This window comes from Cryobacterium sp. TMT2-14 (genome assembly GCF_004402465.1).
Lineage (GTDB): Bacteria > Actinomycetota > Actinomycetes > Actinomycetales > Microbacteriaceae > Cryobacterium > Cryobacterium sandaracinum.
In genome coordinates this window covers 32727-50494 of sequence record NZ_SOFV01000028.1, presented here as the reverse complement: position 1 = coordinate 50494, position 17768 = coordinate 32727, and the positions used below count along the sequence as shown (strand labels likewise).

15 protein-coding genes and 1 tRNA gene are annotated in these 17768 nt (G+C 67.0%); 6 read left to right on the top strand and 10 right to left on the bottom strand.

Annotation, left to right across the window (positions count from 1 at the left end; genetic code table 11):
* Positions 1-16: 16 nt before the first annotated feature.
* The 8 genes from E3O28_RS17020 to E3O28_RS10630 all read right to left on the bottom strand — a co-directional run bounded on the left by E3O28_RS17020 (position 17) and on the right by E3O28_RS10630 (position 7702).
* Positions 17-712 carry a lysophospholipid acyltransferase family protein gene (locus E3O28_RS17020; RefSeq protein ID WP_241973097.1) on the bottom strand — a complete coding sequence of 232 codons (696 nt, stop codon included), beginning with the start codon at positions 710-712 and terminating at the stop codon, positions 17-19.
* Positions 713-845: 133 nt separating this feature from the next.
* Positions 846-2168, bottom strand: coding sequence for a UDP-N-acetylglucosamine 1-carboxyvinyltransferase (gene murA / locus E3O28_RS10660; protein WP_233191550.1), 1323 nt, complete (start codon positions 2166-2168; stop codon positions 846-848).
* Positions 2169-2266: 98 nt separating this feature from the next.
* Positions 2267-2875, bottom strand: a complete 609-nt coding sequence (gene leuD / locus E3O28_RS10655; RefSeq protein ID WP_104103024.1) for a 3-isopropylmalate dehydratase small subunit — start codon at positions 2873-2875, stop codon at positions 2267-2269.
* Between the two features lie 3 nt (positions 2876-2878).
* Positions 2879-4324 (bottom strand): 3-isopropylmalate dehydratase large subunit, encoded by a 1446-nt coding sequence (gene leuC / locus E3O28_RS10650; RefSeq protein WP_104103021.1) that lies wholly within the window; start codon positions 4322-4324, stop codon positions 2879-2881.
* A gap of 199 nt (positions 4325-4523) precedes the next feature.
* A complete protein-coding gene (locus tag E3O28_RS10645; protein ID WP_241973092.1) occupies positions 4524-5366 on the bottom strand; it encodes a protein phosphatase 2C domain-containing protein in 843 nt (280 codons plus the stop codon).
* A gap of 44 nt (positions 5367-5410) precedes the next feature.
* Entirely contained in the window at positions 5411-6436 is a 1026-nt protein-coding gene (locus tag E3O28_RS10640; RefSeq protein WP_134341769.1) for a TerC family protein, read from the bottom strand.
* Between the two features lie 237 nt (positions 6437-6673).
* A tRNA-Glu gene (locus tag E3O28_RS10635) sits at positions 6674-6746 on the bottom strand.
* A 56-nt stretch (positions 6747-6802) separates the two neighbouring features.
* A complete protein-coding gene (locus E3O28_RS10630) occupies positions 6803-7702 on the bottom strand; it encodes a diacylglycerol kinase family protein (RefSeq protein ID WP_134415899.1) in 900 nt (299 codons plus the stop codon).
* Between the two features lie 55 nt (positions 7703-7757).
* On the opposite strand from E3O28_RS10630, the gene E3O28_RS10625 reads away from it, so the two are divergent.
* From E3O28_RS10625 to E3O28_RS10605, 5 genes are all read left to right on the top strand, one after another.
* Entirely contained in the window at positions 7758-8396 is a 639-nt protein-coding gene (locus E3O28_RS10625; protein ID WP_134415897.1) for an MBL fold metallo-hydrolase, read from the top strand.
* 270 nt (positions 8397-8666) lie between these two features.
* Complete coding sequence (locus E3O28_RS10620) at positions 8667-10337, top strand: hypothetical protein (protein WP_134415895.1); 1671 nt, start codon at positions 8667-8669, stop codon at positions 10335-10337.
* Positions 10338-10532: 195 nt separating this feature from the next.
* Positions 10533-11255 (top strand): ABC transporter ATP-binding protein, encoded by a 723-nt coding sequence (locus tag E3O28_RS10615; protein WP_104103010.1) that lies wholly within the window; start codon positions 10533-10535, stop codon positions 11253-11255.
* Positions 11252-12553 (top strand): ABC transporter permease, encoded by a 1302-nt coding sequence (locus tag E3O28_RS10610; protein ID WP_104103007.1) that lies wholly within the window; start codon positions 11252-11254, stop codon positions 12551-12553. The genes E3O28_RS10615 and E3O28_RS10610 overlap by 4 nt, the downstream gene beginning before the upstream one ends.
* Positions 12546-13235: a TetR/AcrR family transcriptional regulator gene (locus E3O28_RS10605; RefSeq protein ID WP_104103004.1), complete on the top strand. Its 690-nt coding sequence runs from the start codon at positions 12546-12548 to the stop codon at positions 13233-13235. The genes E3O28_RS10610 and E3O28_RS10605 overlap by 8 nt, the downstream gene beginning before the upstream one ends.
* 258 nt (positions 13236-13493) lie before the next feature.
* Here E3O28_RS10605 and ald read toward each other — a convergent pair whose 3' ends face one another.
* On the bottom strand, positions 13494-14612 hold the full coding sequence (ald, locus tag E3O28_RS10600; RefSeq protein WP_104103001.1) for an alanine dehydrogenase: 1119 nt from the start codon (positions 14610-14612) through the stop codon (positions 13494-13496).
* A gap of 357 nt (positions 14613-14969) precedes the next feature.
* On the opposite strand from ald, the gene E3O28_RS10595 reads away from it, so the two are divergent.
* Positions 14970-16196 (top strand): PucR family transcriptional regulator, encoded by a 1227-nt coding sequence (locus E3O28_RS10595; protein ID WP_134415893.1) that lies wholly within the window; start codon positions 14970-14972, stop codon positions 16194-16196.
* Here E3O28_RS10595 and E3O28_RS10590 read toward each other — a convergent pair.
* Positions 16193-17680, bottom strand: coding sequence for an amino acid permease (locus tag E3O28_RS10590; RefSeq protein ID WP_134415891.1), 1488 nt, complete (start codon positions 17678-17680; stop codon positions 16193-16195). The two genes, E3O28_RS10595 and E3O28_RS10590, sit on opposite strands and share 4 nt — an antisense overlap.
* Between the last annotated feature and the right edge of the window lie 88 nt (positions 17681-17768).

The following is a 17768-nucleotide window of genomic DNA, read 5'->3' as shown; positions in this document are numbered from 1 at the left end:
TTTGCCTGGCTGAACCTTAGGCTTCAAAACGGCCGGTCTCTTTCTGATCGTGCTCGGTCGGGTTCCAGCGCTTGGACGGCGCCGTCTCACCCCGAAGATCTTCGAGCAACTGGGTGATGGCGGCCATGACGAGCGTGGTGGCCTCATTGAGCGTCGCCGGGTCGAGGTTGCGGCCCCGGAACTGCGCCAGGTCGAGCGGGTCACCGATCTTGACCAGCACGGTCTTGCGCGGGAATAGGTTCAGCCGCTTCGAGTAGCGCGGCATGATCGCCTGCGCTCCCCAGTGGGCCACCGGCACGATCGGGATACCCTGCTCGAGAGCGATCCGCACAGCGCCGGTCTTGCCACGCATCGGCCACAGCGCGGGGTCCCGGGTCAGCGACCCCTCCGGGTAGACGACGACCATCTGGCCACGTTCGACCAGTCGCTCGGCCGCCTTCACGGGCTCGCTGCCGCGCACGCTGCCGCCGCGTTGCACCGGGATCTGTCCCGACTTGTGCAGCAGCCACCCGATCACCGGGATTTTGAAGACGGATGCCTTCGCCATGAACCGGGGCGCGCGCCCCATATTCCAGCTCATTACCCCCATCAGAAGCGGGTCGATCTCGCTGAAGTGGTTGGGCGCCATCACGAACGCCCCCGAACGGGGGAACTTCGCGGCGTCGGTGACCTTGTACCGCACGGCGAGATTGATCACCGGAAGGATCATCATCGCCAGCACCCAGAACACGGATGGCCGCCGGGTCTCCGAACGCTCCCGCCCGGGGTTCACGACGTCACGGGAGATGTGGGTCTGGGGCGTTGGATCGGACACGGACGCTGGATCGGATGCTGGCACAGCCCCATTATCCTTCGAGATCGAAGTCAGCCCCCAACAGTTGAAGCTTGGTGATGAAGTTCTCGTAGCCGCGGCTGATGATTCCGACGTTGCTGACGGTGGAGGTTCCCTTCGCGGTCAGCGCCGCGATCAGGTGGCTGAAGCCGCCGCGCAAATCGGGAACCTCGATGTCGGCGCCGGTCAGTTTCGTCGGCCCGGTGATCACGGCCGAATGGTTGAAGTTGCGCTGGCCGAACCGGCAGGGGTGCCCGCCGAGGCATTCCCGGTGGATTTGGATGGTGGCGCCCATCTCGACGAGAGCGTCCACGAAGCCGAAGCGCTGCTCGTAGACGGTCTCGTGCACGATCGAGACGCCGTGCGCGTGGGTCAAGGCGATCACGAGCGGCTGCTGCCAATCCGTCATGAAGCCGGGGTGCACATCCGTCTCGATGATGACGGGCTTGAGGTCGCCGCCCGGGTGGTAAAAACGGATGCCGTCGTCTTCGATGTCAAACGCCCCGCCGACCTTGCGGAACACGTTCAGGAACGTCAACATCTCGGGCTGGCGTGCGCCACCGACGAAGATGTCGCCGTCGGTGGCCAGGGCCGCTGCCGCCCAGCTGGCCGCCTCGTTCCGGTCGAACAGGGCGCGGTGGTTGTAGCCCTCGAGGCGCTCGACGCCCTCGATCCGGATCACCCGGTCGGTGTCGACCGTGATGATGGCGCCCATCTTCTGCAGGATGTTGATGAGATCCATGATCTCGGGCTCGATCGCCGCGCCCTTGAGCTCGGTGATGCCCTCCGCGCGCACGGCGGTCAGGAGTACCTGCTCGGTCGCGCCGACGCTCGGGTAGGGCAGGGATACCTTGGTGCCCTTGAGCCCGTTGGGCGCGGACATCCGGATGCCGTTGGGCTGCTTCTCGACGACGGCGCCGAACTTGCGCAGCACGTCCAGGTGGTAGTCGATCGGGCGGTCGCCGATGCGGCAGCCGCCCAGATCGGGGATAAACGCCTCCCCGAGGCGGTGCAGCAGAGGGCCGCAGAACAGGATCGGGATGCGCGAGGAACCGGCGTACGCGTCGATCGCCGCGAAATGCGCGCTCTCGACGTCGACCGGGTCGAGCAGCAGTTCGCCGGGCTCGGCGCCGTCGGTGACCTTGACGCCGTGCACTTCGAGCAGCTGGCGCACGATGCGCACGTCGCTGATGTTCGGCACGTTTTTGAGCGTGCTGGGACTCTCACCGAGAAGGGCCGCGACCATGGCCTTGGTGACCAGGTTCTTCGCGCCTTTCAGTTCGATCCGGCCGACCAGGGGGATGCCGCCGCGGATGGTGATCCGGTCGCCCTGCAGCCCGACGGCCGCGCCCCAGTTCTGGGCGTTCTCGCGGTTCTGCGCGTCCGACCGGTTCTGGTCGTCTTCACGGTCCTGGGTGTTTTCGCTGATGGTGCTCACAAACGTACCTGCCTTGCGGGGAGAGTGCGGGGCCGCCATGGCTCCCGGTGGGATTCGAATTCTGCGATCCGCGCTTCATCGCGCAGGGTGAGTCCGATGTCGTCGAGGCCCTCGAGGAGGCGCCACCGGGTATAGTCATCGATCTCGAACGGAACGGTGAGGCCGCCCACGCGGGCGGTCCTCGACACGAGGTCGACCGTCAGTTCGACTCCGGGACAGGCCTCGATGATGTCCCACAGGCGCTGGGCGTCGGCCTCGGAGATCTGGCCGGCGAGCAGACCCTGCTTGCCGGAGTTGCCGCGGAAGATGTCGCCGAAGCGGGGGCTGAGGACCACGTCGAAGCCGTAGTCGCGTAGCGCCCATACGGCGTGCTCCCGCGAGGAGCCGGTGCCGAAGTCGGCGCCGGCCACGAGCACGCGGGCACCCTCGTAGGCCGGATTGTTGAGTACGAAGTCGGGGTCGGCGCGCCAGCGGGCGAAGAGGGCGTCTTCGAAGCCGGTCTTGGTGACGCGCTTGAGGTAGACGGCGGGGATGATCTGGTCGGTGTCGACGTTGGAGCGGCGCAGTGGAAGCGCGATGCCCGTGACGGTTGTGAACTTTTCCATTACTTACTCGTCTCCATCCTGGACCAGGTCCCACGGGCTCGAAAGCGTACCGCGGATGGCGGTCGCCGCCGCGACCAGCGGGGAGACGAGGTGCGTGCGCCCGCCCTTGCCCTGACGGCCCTCGAAATTGCGGTTGCTCGTGGAAGCGCACCGCTCGCCGGGAGCGAGCTGGTCGGGGTTCATGCCGAGGCACATCGAACAGCCGGCGAAGCGCCATTCGGCGCCGAAGTCGATGAAGATCTTATCGAGGCCCTCCGCCTCGGCCTCGATGCGCACCCGCGCAGAACCGGGCACCACCAGCATCCGCACGCCGGGGGCCAGGCTATGGCCCTGGATGATGTTGGCGGCGGCGCGCAGGTCCTCGACCCGGCTGTTGGTGCAGGAGCCGAGGAAGACGGTGTCTACCCGGATCTCCTTCATCGGGGTGCCAGCCGCCAGGTCCATGTACTCGAGGGCGCGTTCGGCGGCCGAGCGCTCGTTGGCGTCGATGATTCCGGACGGGTCCGGCACGGTATCGCTCAGGGACACGCCCTGCCCGGGGTTGGTGCCCCAGGTCACGAAGGGTTCGAGAGTGTCGGCGTCGAGCAGCACCTCGGCGTCGAACACAGCGCCGTCGTCGGTGGCGAGGGTGTCCCAGTAGCCGACCGCGTCGAGCCAATCCTGGCCTTCCGGGGCGTGTGCGCGACCCTGAAGGTAGTCGTAGGTGATCGCATCCGGGGCCACCATGCCCGCGCGGGCGCCGGCCTCGATCGACATGTTGCAGATGGTCATGCGACCCTCCATGGAGAGGGCGCGGATGGCGCTGCCGCGGTATTCGAGCACGTAGCCCTGGCCACCGCCGGTGCCGATCTTCGCGATCACGGCGAGGATGATGTCCTTGGCCGTCACGCCGGGGCGGAGAGTGCCGTCGACGGTGATCGCCATGGTCTTGAAAGGTGTCAGAGGCAGAGTCTGGGTGGCCATCACGTGCTCTACCTCGCTTGTGCCGATGCCGAGCGCCATGGCCCCGAAGGCGCCGTGGGTGGAGGTATGCGAGTCGCCGCAGACGACGGTGATGCCCGGCTGGGTCAGGCCCAGCTGCGGTCCGACGACGTGCACGATGCCCTGCTCGATGTCGCCGAGCGAGTGCAGGCGAATGCCGAATTCCTCGCAGTTGCGCCGCAACGTCTCGATCTGGGTGCGGCTGGTGAGGTCGGCGATGGGCCGGTCGATCGCCAGGGTCGGCGTGTTGTGGTCTTCCGTGGCGATGGTGAGATCGGGGCGGCGCAGAGGGCGTCCGGCCAAGCGCAATCCGTCGAAAGCCTGCGGGCTGGTGACCTCGTGCACGAGGTGCAGGTCGATGTAGATCAGGTCGGGCGTGCCGTCTTCGCCCTTGGCGACGAGGTGTTTGTCCCAAACCTTTTCGGCCAGAGTACGCGGACGTTCTTCCAGCAGTGGTGCGTCAGTCATATGTGTGCGTCTTCCTCAACGATGGGTATGCAGCCAACCAGAAACTCCACGACGAGAGAGGCCTCAGAACTGGGACTCGTCGCGGCAGGGAAGAGAGGGTCGACGCAGCAGCACCCTGACAGGCTAACACTGTGCGTGTGCGAGCTTTGTCTGACGCCCCTCATTCGAGGGTGCTTTCCGCTGTGTCCACGACGTCACTCTATCTGTGGCGCGCTGCTTCGCCCGTGTCGGCGGTGTCGTCCTGCTCGGGGTTGCCCAGTTCCGACTCCACATAGACGACCGTCACGTTGTCGTGTCCGCCGCGGGCCAGAGCCGCGTCGACAAGCACGTCTGCGCGGGACCGGCTGGGCAAGCTATCACCGTCATAGGATGCCAGGATCTTCGCGATCTCGGCCGCGCCGAGTTCCTTGGTCAGTCCGTCGGAGCAGATCAGGAACGCGTGCCGCCCGGACGCCGGTAGCAGCCACACGTCGGCGTCCACGGACTCGTCGGCGCCGATCGCGCGGGTGATCACGTTGCGTTCCGGATGCTGCTCCGCCTCGTCATTGGAAATGAGACCCGCGTCGACCATCTCCTGCACAGCGGAATGGTCGACGCTCAGCTGCGCCAACGTGTGCCCGTCCCAGGTGTAGACCCGCGAGTCGCCGACGTTGAAGGCCATCCAGTGGAAGCCGACGTCGTCGCCGGCGTCGACGAACGCGATGCCCGACAGCGTCGTACCGGACACCGCGGTGCCGTAGTCGTCGACGGCGCTGAGGTCGCGCACCGCATCGTTCGACGAGTGGATGGCGTCGAGCACGCGTTCCGGGGTCGAAGGTGCGTCGCAGGCGATGTGTTCCTCGAAGACCCGCACGACTGTCTGGCTGGCCACGTCGCCCTGGGCATGACCACCCATGCCGTCGGCGACCAGGAAGACCGGGGCCTGGGCCAGGAAGCTGTCCTCGTTGACCTTGCGCTCGCGGCCGACGTCGCTCCGGGCACTGAACACGAACCGCGCACGGGTTGCGGGGAGCACCAGTTCGCTCTCACTCTGCGAGGCCACGTCAGCTCCTGTGTTCGAGTGCGTGCGAGGCACGTCGGCGAATGTCACTCCTCGACGAAGTGGGGGATCTCCTCGGCGAGGGTGTGACCGCGCCGGCGAGCATCCCGCCGAGCCTTAATCAGGCTGGCGATGGTGGCCACGGCCATGGAAACCACGATCACCCCGAGAGAAGTCCAGGTGTCGATCTCCGGAGCCCAGCCCACGCCCTCGCCGCCGTTGATGAAGAAGACCTCATTGTTGTGCAGGGCATGGAAGACAAGCTTGACGCCGATGAAGAACAGGATGAATGCGATCCCGTAATTGAGGTATTCGAGGCGTTCGAGCAGCCCGCCCAGCAGGAAGTACAGCTGACGCAGCCCCATCAGGGCGAACACGTTCGCGGTGAACACGATGAAGGGGCTCTGCGTGATGCCGAAGATCGCCGGGATGGAGTCGAGGGCGAAGACCAGGTCGGTGGTGCCGATCGCGAGGAGCACGATCAGCATGGGGGTGAAGACCTTCTTGCCGTCGACCAGGGTGCGCAACTTCGAACCGTCGAAGGTCGACGAGATGTTCATGTGTCGGCGCAGGTAACGGATCAGCCCGTTGTCGGCCTCGTCCACGTCGGGCTCTTTTGCGACCGCCTGGTGCACGGCCGTGTAGAGAAGGAACGCGCCGAAAATGTAGAAGATCCAGCTGAAGTTCTCGATCAGCTGGGCTCCGAGCAGGATGAAGATGCCGCGCAGCACCAGCGCGATGATGATGCCCACGATCAGCACCTCCTGCTGGTACTTCCGGGGCACCGAGAACCTCGCCATGATGATGACGAAAACGAACAGGTTGTCGATGCTGAGGCTGTACTCCGTGAGCCAGCCGGCGAGGAACTGCCCCGCGTGCTCGGCGTCGCCCAGGACCAACATCAGCAGGGCGAAGATCAGGGCCAGTCCCACGTAGAAGGCAACCCACAGGCTGGCCTCGCGCATCGAGGGCACGTGCGGCCGCTTGAAGACGATGAGGAGGTCGGCAACCAGGATGAGCGTCAGGACGACGAGCGACCCAATCTCAAACCAGAGCGGGAGAGCAATTTCCATGCGTGTAGAGCCTTTCACTGAAGGGGATGCTGGAGGCAGCAGGAAACCTGAGAGTCTCTCCCGTATCGATGGATCGATACCGCCGTGTCGGGCCCCTGCGACGCGGCCCGTGTTGACGTTCACGGCGAGGTGCCCGAACGGGCACGGGGACAGTCCCCTTCACTCCGTGGAGTCTACCGGGGTCTCGCTCAAATAAGACACCCGGTGCCCCTCGAAAAGAAGGAAACCGGGCTGGTGTGACCCCAGCGGGATTCGAACCCGCGTTACCGCCGTGAGAGGGCGATGTCCTAGGCCGCTAAACGATGGGGCCGTTTTGCAACTCATTCAATATGCCACACGCCGATAGCTAAAACCAAACTGAGCGGCTCAGGCGTGCACGAGCAGGGCTTTGGGTACCACGTCGACCTGCACCGGCATTGCCCCGACCCTCTCCCCGTCGGCGTAGGCGGCGACCCGGTCGGCGTCGATCCGGATGCTGCAACACCGGGTGATTTCCACCTGCGGCAGGGTTGTATGCGTGCCCGAGAATACCTTCGGGAAGACGCGGAGGAAACCCGCCCGCGACAGCGGGGCCACGATGAAGAGGTCCAGCAGGCCGTCGTCGATCACCGCACCCGGAACGACGCGCATGCCGCCGCCGATCGACACGTTGTTGGCTACGGAGATCAGCATGGCCCGCATCCGGCGTGGCCGGCCGTCGACGGTCAGCCGGTAGGAGATGGGCCGAAACGTCGTCAGCACCAGCAGGATGGCCAGGGTGTAGCGGCTCTTCTCGCGGGGCCGGCGCATCCGGTTGGCCCGTTCGTTAACCACGGCGTCGAACCCGGCCGAAAGCACGCCCGCGAACCAGATCGTCGTGTCGCCGCACCGCACCCGGGCGGCGTCTATGGCCCGCGGCGGGCGGGTGAGGGCATCGAGCAGGTGACGGATGGCAGCATCCGTGTCGTCGACCGGGATCCCCAGCCCGCGCGCGAGGTCGTTGCCCGTGCCGCACGGCACAATGGCCAGGAATCGACTCGTACCGGCCAGGAGGTTGGTGCCAAGGCTGACCATCCCGTCGCCGCCGACGACCACGAGCGCGTCGACCCGCGACACCAGTGCGCTCTGGACGTCGCGGCGAAGCGCGTCGAAGCTGGGGGCGCTCAGACTGGTCACCTGGTGGCCGGCCACGACCAGGGCCTGGGCAACCCGAGGGCCGACGTCCCTGCGGCGACCGAAAGCGGCGGCGGCGTTGATGGCGACGACGAGGTGAAGACATGGAGGCACCGCTCCAGTATGGTCTCAGCTTGCAGCGCTCTGGGATTGGGTATTAGCTCAATCCATGAAACTGACGAAACTCGAGCACGCGGCTTTGATTCTTGACAAGGCCGGCCAGAAGTTATTCATCGATCCCGGCTCGTTCACGAGCCCGCTCACCGACACCGCCCGGGCTGTCGCCGTCGTGCTCACCCACGAGCACCCCGACCACTGGACCCCGGAACAGCTGGACCGCATCATCGCCCCGAACCCCGACGTGGCGATCTTTGCCCCGGCCGGGGTCGCGGCCGCCGCCGCCGGCTATCCCGTGACCGTCGTCAGCGCGGGCGACACCGTGGAGGCCGGGCCGTTTCGGCTGCGCTTCTTCGGCGGCACGCACGCCATCATCCACAAAACGATCCCGGTGATCGACAACCTCGGCGTACTCGTCGACGAGGAGCTCTACTACGGCGGTGACTCGTTTGCGATTCCGGAAGGCGTGACAGTGCAGACCCTCGCCGTTCCGGCCGGCGCGCCCTGGCTCAAGATCAGCGAGGTGATGGACTACGTGCTGGCCCTCGAGCCGCGCCGCACCTTCCCCACCCACGAAATGGGACTCTCCCGGGGTGGCAAGGAACTGTCCAACGCCCGGATTCAGTGGGCCACCGAGCAGAACGGCGGCGAGTTCTTCCCGCTCGAGCCGAACGAGTCCCTCGACCTGTGATGTTTGACGCTCCTTTCGGGGGGTAGCCCTGTAGGAATCCCACAAACGATATATAGTCAGCGCGGAATGCGTTAGCCCTGGCCCCGAACTTTTCCGGGCTTCGGTTCGTGGCTTCTCCCCACTGCTACGGTCGTGTCACTTCGGCGCGCCACCGTGCTGCACGGCCGTGAACCACCGGCCGTGACGTCGGAGTCTGACCGCGCACCGCACACCACACCACGCGAGTTCCGGCATGCCCGCATGCCTGCTCACGTCTTTCAAGGAGCCTCGATGACGAGATCTGACCGTGCACTATCCCGCCCAGGCACCATTGGCATTCGCTCCATTGTGGCCGGGCTCAGCCTCATGCTGGTCATGCTGCTGACGTTCTTCTTCCTGACCACCGGGCGGCTGGCCAGCGGCGCCGGAGAACTCTCCACCGGAGCCGTCACGGTGGAAACCGGCTCCCTGAAAGTCACCGGTGGCGCGGCACAACTCGCCGTGGGCGCCGAAACGCTGTCGGAGGGCGCGGCCGCCGCGGCCGCCGGTGCGACCGACCTCCAGGCCGGGGCGACCCGGGCCAACACGGGCGCCATCAGCCTGGCGACAGGTGCGGCGAACACTTCGGCCGGCGCCGGCACCCTCCTCGACGGAGCACTCACGAGCGTCAGCGGCAGCACCAGGCTGGTGCTCGGCACCGAATCGGCCGCACGGGGCGCGGAGACGCTGTCCGCCGGCGCCGCCACCGCCGCCAGCGGAGCGAGCGCTCTCGCCGCCGGTGCCGGAGCTGCTGCGACCGGTGCGGCGACTCTCGCCGCCGGCGTCGCCACAACAGGGACCGGCGCCATGAAAGTCTCCGCCGGCGCAACGCAGGTTGCCGCGGGTGCGGCAACCGTGGCCACCGGCGCTGGCCAGGCTGCCCTCGGCGCCAAGACGGCTCGCGACGGCTCGGTCCTGCTCGCCGTTGGAACGGCATCCGCCGCCCAGGGCACGAACCAGGCCCGGCGCGGCGCCGAGGCCCTCGCGCTGGGGGCGACCGAGCTCAGCGACGGAGCCCGCAGCGTCGCTGCGGGAGCCACGAGGCTGGATGCCGCACTCGCCACCCTGGCCGACCAGGTCGAGGCGGACACGATCACCCCGGACGCCCTTCTGGCCACTCTCCAGGGGCTGAGCTCCGCCGCCTCCAGCCTGCACACGGGCACCACGGGGGTTGAGTCCGGGGCTGTTGCCCTTCGGGACGGTTCGGCCGTCCTCCGCGACGGATTGACGCCCCTGAGCGAGGGCACTGCGGTGCTCCAGACGAGATCCGCAGAACTGCGCGACGGGCTCACAACCCTCGCCGCCGGCGCGGCCCAGGTGTCCGGCGGAGCTGCCGCGGTGGCCGCGGGGACAGGTGCCGTCGCGACGGGGGCCTCGGAACTCCAGGTCGGTACGCAGGCCCTCACCGCCGGTTCCGAACGGGTTGCGGCCGGCACCAGCGTGGTTTCCACCGGTGCAAGCTCCCTCCAGGGCGGCACCAGCCGAGTAGCCGCCGGCGCCTCGTCGTTGTTCACGGGAGCGACGACCCTGGCAACTGGCGCTGTGAGTCTCGCCGACGGCGCAACCCGCATCTCGGTCGGCGCCGGGTCATTGACCGACGGCACGCAGACCCTCGCGGCGGGGGCGTCCACGCTGGTCGCCGGCACCACTGCGCTCGAAACCGGGTCCACTGCCCTGGCCGAGGGCACCGAGAAGGTGTCGGACGGATCCGGGACGCTCCTCGACGGTGCGAACACGCTCGCCGCCGGCACCGCCGAGCTGAGCGCCGGCTATGCCAAGGTGGCCGCCGGTTCAGGCAAGCTGGCCGATGGCGCCGAGACGCTGAGCTTCCATCGCTCGGCTCCCGGGATCATGGTCCTGATCGGATTGGTCCTGGCAGGGGCAACCGTCTGGCTGATCCGCCGCCTGAGAATGGGGCGCTGACCGAGAACCGATAGGCATCGGGGCCTGGATCCACTGATCCGGGCCCCGCTTTGTCCGGCCCAAAACCAAAGAAGGGGATGCACCGCCCCTGCACAGGGCGCACCCAGCTGACGCGGCATCGGTGCAGCTACTGTAATTTTGATGGCTCTGCACACGTGCGACCCGATGACTTCTCCCCCGAAGGATGCTGCCCCTATGACTGTTCCCGTTCTCTCGGCCCAGAACATCGGCAAGTCCTATGGGAGCGGGGCGAACCGTTTCGACGCGCTCAAGGGAGTCTCCGTCGACATCCGCGCCGGTGAATCCGTCGCCATCGTCGGCAAGAGCGGGTCCGGCAAGTCCACGCTCATGCACCTGTTGGCGCTGCTAGACGACCCGGACAGCGGCGCGCTGCTGGTCGAGGGAACGGATGCGAAGAAGCTCAAGGGCAAGGAGGTGAACCGGCTTCGTAACCAGGACTTCGGGTTCGTCTTCCAGCAGTTCTTCCTCACCGCCAATGCGAGTGTGCTCGAGAATGTCGTGCTCCCCCTGAAGATAGCCGGGGTCAGCCCGAAGGCGCGCAGGGCGCGCGGAATGAAGGCCTTGGAGCAGTTGGAGCTGGCCGACAAGGCGAAGAACAAGGCCATGAACCTCTCCGGCGGGCAGAAGCAGCGCGCGGTCATCGCCCGGGCCCTGGTCAACAACCCGAAGGTGATCTTCGCGGACGAACCGACCGGCAACCTCGACACGGCCACCGGAGCCGTCGTCGAGGACATCCTCTTCTCCCTCAATAAGGACAAGGGCATCACGCTCATCATCGTCACCCACGACATCGATCTCGCTGCCCGCTGCGACCGCCAGATCTTCATCCGGGACGGGATCGAGGACGTCACCAGATCTCCTGAAGCCATCTCGAAGCCCGAGGGAGCGCGCGCATGAAATTCGTCGACATCATCACATCCGCGATCGCGAACAGTTTTCGCAGCAAGCTCCGCACCGGCCTGACCGTCATCGCCATCTTCATCGGCGCGTTCACGCTCACCATCACCAGCGGCATCGGCACCGGGGTGACGAGCTACATCAACAGCCAGGTCTCGGCGATCGGTGCGGCGGATGTGCTCACGGTCTCCAAGACCGACGACGCCGCGGCGACGGAGAGCGACGGACCGGCGGCGTATGACCCGGAGAAGGCCACCACGATCAGCCTGGGCAACGGCTCGCGCCCCGGTAGCACCATCCAGGCGCTCACCGACGCCGATCTCGACACGATCAAGGCCACCAGCGGCATCCTCGGCGTCGACCCGGCGGTGCAGGTGACGCCCGACTTCATCGAGTACGACGGCAGCGGAAAGTTCGAGCTGACCGTGAACGCGCCCGCCACCCTCACCACGGCCGACCTGGCGGCCGGGGCTCAACTGGACAACGAGAGCGCCACCGACCAGCTTCTGCTGCCGACCACCTACCTCGACGCGCTGGGCTTCAGTACCCCGGAGTCGGCCATCGGCCAGACCGTCTCCATCGGCATCACTGATTTCGCGGGCACCCCGCAGCAGGTTCCGGCCACCATCGTCGGCGTGCAGAACGAGACCATCCTTGGCGCTGGGGCCGGCCTCAACCAGCCGCTGACGGACCGGCTGCACGACGTCGAACTCGCCGGCACCCCCGCCGGGGCACCACAGAGCTACGCCAGTGCGACCGCCCGGTTCGACCTGGACGCCTCCGACGAGGAGATCGTCGCGATCAAGGCCGACCTCGCCGACCAGGGCTACGCCTCGCAGACCGTCGCGGACCAGATCGGCTCGTTCGAAACCGTGATCAACGTCATCATCGGCGTGCTCAACGCCTTCGCCGTGATCGCGCTGATCGCCGCCGGCTTCGGCATCATCAACACGCTGCTGATGAGCGTGCAGGAACGCACCCGGGAGATCGGGCTGATGAAGGCTATGGGCATGAACGGCGGCCGTGTCTACGCTCTGTTCAGCACCGAGGCCGTCTTCATCGGCTTCCTGGGCAGCGCCCTGGGCGCGCTCGTTGCGGTGGGCGTCGGTTCGGTGATCAGCAACATCCTCGCTACGACCGTGTTCGAGAACCTGCCCGGACTTCAGGTCGTGCAGTTCGCGCCGAGTTCGATCGCCATCATCATCGGCGTCGTCATGTTGATCGCCTTCCTGGCCGGTACCCTGCCCGCCCGGGCCGCGGCGCGGCAGAACCCGATCGACGCCCTGCGGTATGAGTAGCACGGGTCCGAGCGGTGCGGGCCCGAACGGCCCCGGTCCGGCCGGCCCCGCCGCCGACCTGGGGCTGCGCGCCCGCAAGCGCGCGGCCACCCAGTCGGCGCTGGAGCGGGCCGCCATCTCGCTGGCGCTCGAGCACGGCTACGACCGGGTGACGGTCGACATGATCTGCGAGGCGGCCGTGGTCTCGCCGCGCACCTTCTTCAACTACTTCGGCACGAAGGACGGCGTGTTCCTCGGCGGCGCGCCGCCTCAGCCGACGGATGCCGAGCACCAGGCGTTCGTGCACGGCACCGGCCGGGATGTGCTGGGCGACCTCGTCGAAATGATCGCTGCCGCCGTGGCCGACCACTCCCCCGACACGGAACTTCTCCGTAGCCGCAGGATGCTGATCGAGCGCACCCCGGAACTCCTCACCGGGGAGACGTCCCGCATCGCGGAGCTGGAGGCGCATCTGGTGCAGCTGGTCCTCGACCGCTTCCACGCCCAGGGGCGCACCGAGACGGGCACCCCCGATCTGGCCGACGAGGCCAGAATGGTCGTCGCCCTCGCGGGCAGTGTCATGCGCTACTCGATGCAGAAGTGGTTCTCCGGCGGCTTCACCGGCAGCCCCGGCGAGTTACTGCACCACTCCCTCGCCCTGGTGCAGCGCCTGACGGGGACGGCTGTTCCGGCGCCCCGCTAAGCTAACGGGCGCCGCAGCGTCGCAGTGCCAGCAACGGGCATCCATCGTGACGTAATCTCGGAGATTTTCGGGAAACCCCGGTTTTCGCGCCCGGCTGAGCGGCGTCTTGCGAAAATCTCCGAAGTTAGCGCGGGGTGGCGCACCGGGTCTCGACGAGCTCGAGCGCCGAACGGGAGCCTCCGGACGTCGGGTCGCCGCCTCTCGACGAGCCCGACCACCGGTTGCTCGACCGGTGGCAGGCCAGGAACGCTCGCGGCGCTACGCGGTGACGAGCTCGCGCCAGTCGGCCAGCGGCAGGCCGTGGGCTTCGGACACGGAACGGTTCGTGACCGCTCCGGCGGCGACGTTCAGGCCGAGGGCCAAGGCGTCATCGCGCTCGAGCGCCGCCTTCACGCCAAGGTTGGCCAGTGAGAGGGCGTACCGCAGGGTGACGTTGGTCAGCGCGTAAGTCGACGTGTTCGGCACGGCGCCGGGCATGTTGGCAACGCAGTAAAAGATCGAGTTGTGAACGCGGTAGGTCGGGTTTTCGTGCGTGGTCGCGTGGGTGTCCTCGAAGCAGCCGCCCTGGTCCACGGCAATGTCGACCAGCACGGAGCCGGACTTCATGCGCGCCACGAGAGCGTTGGTGACCAGCTTCGGGGCCTTGGCGCCCGGGATCAGCACGGAGCCGATGACCAGGTCGGCATCCGTCACGGCATTCTCGATCTCGTAGGAGTTGGACGCGACGGTTTTCAGCCGGCCCTGGTACTGCGCGTCGAGCTGGCGCAGCCGGTCGATGTTGATGTCGAGGATCGTGACGTCGGCGCCGAGGCCCATTGCCATGGCGGCCGCGTTGGTGCCGGCGACGCCGGCGCCCAGCACGACGACCTTCGCGGGGCGCACCCCGGGCACGCCGCCGAGCAGCACGCCCTTGCCGCCGGCCGGGGCCATCAGGGACTGCGCGCCGACCTGCACGGCCAGTCGGCCGGCCACCTCGCTCATCGGGGCCAGCAGCGGCAGCGCGCGGTTGGCGGTCTGCACCGTCTCGTAGGCGATGGCGGTGACGCCGGCTTCGGCGAGGGCGCGGGTGAGGTCGGGCTCGGCGGCCAGGTGCAGGTAGGTGAAGAGGATCAGACCCTCGCGGAAGCGGTGGTACTCGGAAGCGACCGGTTCCTTAACCTTCATCACCATGTCGGCGCGGGCCCAGATCTCGTCGGCGGAGTCGACCAGCTCGGCGCCGGCCACGTGGTACTCGTCGTCGGTGATGTGCGATCCGAGGCCGGCACCCTTTTCGACCAACACGGTGTGACCGGCGGCCAGGAACTCGTGCACGCCCGAGGCTGTGATGGCTACGCGGAATTCGTTGTTCTTGATTTCCTTGGGTACACCGATGATCATGGCCGACTCCGTTGCTCAGTACTGCTCAATTGAACTTGTGACAGGGGGCTGCGGCGCCACTTTCGACAGTGAACCGCAGCGGGGTCAAGACTAAATCCACCAATTCGGCCCGAACCGCACGCCGCCGTCGGGCCTGAGGTCCAGCGGCGGAGACCGATGCCGACAACGGCTCCACCGCAGCATAAATAAGCCTCGCGTTCAGGGGTTTTCCTGGTGATCCCGGTCGGCTTCGCTCCGGACCGCACCGGTCACCGAGATGGGGAACCGCTTTGTCACTCGACAGTTGTCGCGCGTCAACCCGGCAAGCGTCGCCTGATGTCCGTTTCCGGCCTGCTCCGGCCCCCTAACATTGAGCCAATGAGAACCGCGGAAATCGAAGACCTGGTCGAACACCTCGCGGCCGGCCTTGACCGCGCCCTCTCGCTCGAGGATCTCGACGGAGGCCTGCTGGCGTACAGCCGGGACCAGCCGCTCGCCGACAGCGTGCGGGTCAATTTCCTGTTGAGCAAGAAGGTGCCCGCCGACGTCAGCGCCTGGCAGTTGCAGCACGGAATCAGCACAGCGGTCCGTCCCGTCGCCGTCCCCGCCAACGCCGCGCTGGGCATGCTCGGCCGCGTCTGTGTGCCGCTGATGGTGCGGGGGTTCCGGGTCGGCTACCTGTGGGCGATGCAGGGGTCGCACGACGAATCCCCGGAGGCGATCCTCCGTGAGCTACCCGCCGTGCGCGGCCAGCTGGACCGGCTGGCCGAGACTTTGCTCGACAGCAACACCGCCGAATCCGAGCACCGCCGGAAACGTGAGGCCCTATTCCTCGCGGCCTGCCAGGCGGAGACATCCGCCATCGAGGAGATCGCGGGCTGGCCGCAGATTCATGGGACCGGCCCGTGGCATCTCGCCACCCTGATGCCCCGCCCCGTCGAGCAGGCCGACGGCGGCGACGCCACGCCCGATTTCGCCGCCGGCGTTCTGCTCCAGCGGATCTCGGCGCTGCACGCTACGGTCGGCATCGACGCGGCCCGGTTCAGCGCCGGCACCGAGACCCACGCGGTTGTGCTGCTGCGCGATTCAGCGGGCAAGGTGGCACACACCGAGATGCTTCACCGCTATCGGTACGAACTCGCCCGGCGCGGCGGCACCCCCGAACGCCCCGACCTGATGGGCTTCAGCGAGGTGTTCACCGATCTCAGACGGTTCCCGGATGCCTACATCCAGTCCCGCAAAGCGGTGCAGGCCGCCGCCGTCGACGCCCGGTTGGGCACCATCGCCGATTTCCGCCAGATCGGCGTCTACCAGTTCCTCGCGGCCAGCAGCCGCAACCTTTCCCCCGTGGAATCGGTCTACTTCACCGAGCTGCGGGACTTCGACGACAACCACGAGTTGCTTCCGATGCTGGAACTGCTCTACGACACCGACGGGTCGGTTCAGGATGTCGCGGCGGCCCTGCACCTGCACCGCAGCAGCATCTACAACCGGCTGGCGAAGATCCGCACCCTGATCGGCGCTGACCCGCTGGGCGGCCAGGTGCGGCTGGAACTGCACCTCGCGATGAAGGCAGACCGCTGGTCGCGGCGGCCGCGGATCTAGCGCCGGACGAGCGTGGCCTTCTCTGCTTGAACGTCGGCCTTCCACTCCACGATCCGGGCCTGCTGCAGCGGCGCCTTGCGGTTGACGTACCACGCGGCGCCGAGGGCCAGAAACCAGACCGGGGCCACGACCAGCGCGAGGCGCGTGTCGTCAGCCTGGCCCAGGGCCCAGAGCATGAAGGCGAAGAACGCCAGCACGACCCAGGGCATGAACCGAGCGCCCGGCATCCTGTATTTCGAGGCGGCGTGCAGGTGGGGACGGCGGCGCAGGAAGGCGAGGTAGCTGACCATGATGATGGACCAGACGAACATCGTCAGCACAGATGCCACCGAGGTGACAAGCGTGAAAGCGCCCATGAAGGAATCACCCGTGTACAGCAGCACCAGCCCGGCCAGCAGGAATATGCAGGAGAACAGCAGGGCGTTCCTCGGCACCTTGCGGCTGCTCAGCGTGCCGAAGGTCTTCGGGGCATTGCCGTCCTGCGCGAGGCCGTAGACCATCCGGGAGGTCGAGTAGATGCCGGAGTTGGCACTCGAGGCGGCGGAGGTGAGCACGACCAGGTTGACGACGATGGCCGCGACCCCCAGCCCGGCGAGGGCGAACATGCCGATGAAAGGGCTGCTGCCTTGGTCGATGGTGCGCCACGGGTTGACCGACATGATGATCACCAGGGCACCCACGTAGAAGAGCAGCAGCCGCAGCGGAATGGTGTTGATGGCTCGGGGCAAGTTCTTCTCCGGGTCCCTCGTCTCCGCGGCCGCGGTGCCGACAAGCTCGATTCCGGCGAAGGCGAAGATGGCGATCTGGAAGCCGAGCACGAAGCCGGCGACGCCGTGCGGGAACATCCCGCCGTCGTTCCAGATGTTCTCGAAGCGGGCCACGGCACCCGACGGGGAGGTGAAGTGCGTAATGATCATTACCAGGCCGGTTCCGATCAGGGCCACGATGGCGACGACCTTGATCAGAGCAAACCAGAACTCGGCTTCACCGAAGGCCTTGACGCTCGGCAGGTTGAGCAGGATCAGCGCAACCGGAGTGAGTAGCGCGGGGATCCACAGCGGCGTGCCCGGTGCCAGCACGTCGACGTAGCCGGAGATGGCCACGATGTCGGCGACGCCGGTGACCACCCAGAACGCCCAATATGACCAGCCGGTGAAGAAGCTCGCCCACGGGCCGAGCAGGTCACCGGCAAAGTCGCTGAACGACTTGTAGTTCAGGTTGGACAGCAGGATCTCGCCCATGGCCCGCATCACGAAGAAAAGCATGAAGCCGATGATCATGTAGACGAAGATCACGGCCGGCCCGGCGAGGGAGATGGTCTTGCCGGCGCCCATGAATAGCCCGGTTCCGATCGTGCCGCCGATGGCGAGCATCTGGATGTGCCGCCGACTCAGCGAGCGAGCAAGGCTCGGATCCGCGTGCGAGTCTCGGGCTGCGGCCCCGGTGGGTGAGGTTCCGGGTACCGCGGTGGTGCGTTCAGGCATGGGGCTTCTTCCTCAAAACGGCACAGACGCAGCCACCCAGAGGACGACCGTGTCAACCCGTTGGGGCCTCACGGTTGTGAAGCGGCCC

Coding starts and splice junctions, on each gene's coding strand:
- E3O28_RS10620 (WP_134415895.1), top strand. CDS start 8,667: ATGACGAGATCTGACCGTGCACTATCCCGCCCAGGCACCATTGGCATT.
- E3O28_RS10595 (WP_134415893.1), top strand. CDS start 14,970: ATGAGAACCGCGGAAATCGAAGACCTGGTCGAACACCTCGCGGCCGGC.
- E3O28_RS10610 (WP_104103007.1), top strand. CDS start 11,252: ATGAAATTCGTCGACATCATCACATCCGCGATCGCGAACAGTTTTCGC.
- leuC (WP_104103021.1), bottom strand. CDS start 4,324: ATGACTGACGCACCACTGCTGGAAGAACGTCCGCGTACTCTGGCCGAA.
- E3O28_RS10615 (WP_104103010.1), top strand. CDS start 10,533: ATGACTGTTCCCGTTCTCTCGGCCCAGAACATCGGCAAGTCCTATGGG.
- E3O28_RS10590 (WP_134415891.1), bottom strand. CDS start 17,680: ATGCCTGAACGCACCACCGCGGTACCCGGAACCTCACCCACCGGGGCC.
- E3O28_RS10640 (WP_134341769.1), bottom strand. CDS start 6,436: ATGGAAATTGCTCTCCCGCTCTGGTTTGAGATTGGGTCGCTCGTCGTC.
- ald (WP_104103001.1), bottom strand. CDS start 14,612: ATGATCATCGGTGTACCCAAGGAAATCAAGAACAACGAATTCCGCGTA.
- leuD (WP_104103024.1), bottom strand. CDS start 2,875: ATGGAAAAGTTCACAACCGTCACGGGCATCGCGCTTCCACTGCGCCGC.
- E3O28_RS10625 (WP_134415897.1), top strand. CDS start 7,758: ATGAAACTGACGAAACTCGAGCACGCGGCTTTGATTCTTGACAAGGCC.
- E3O28_RS17020 (WP_241973097.1), bottom strand. CDS start 712: ATGATGATCCTTCCGGTGATCAATCTCGCCGTGCGGTACAAGGTCACC.
- E3O28_RS10605 (WP_104103004.1), top strand. CDS start 12,546: ATGAGTAGCACGGGTCCGAGCGGTGCGGGCCCGAACGGCCCCGGTCCG.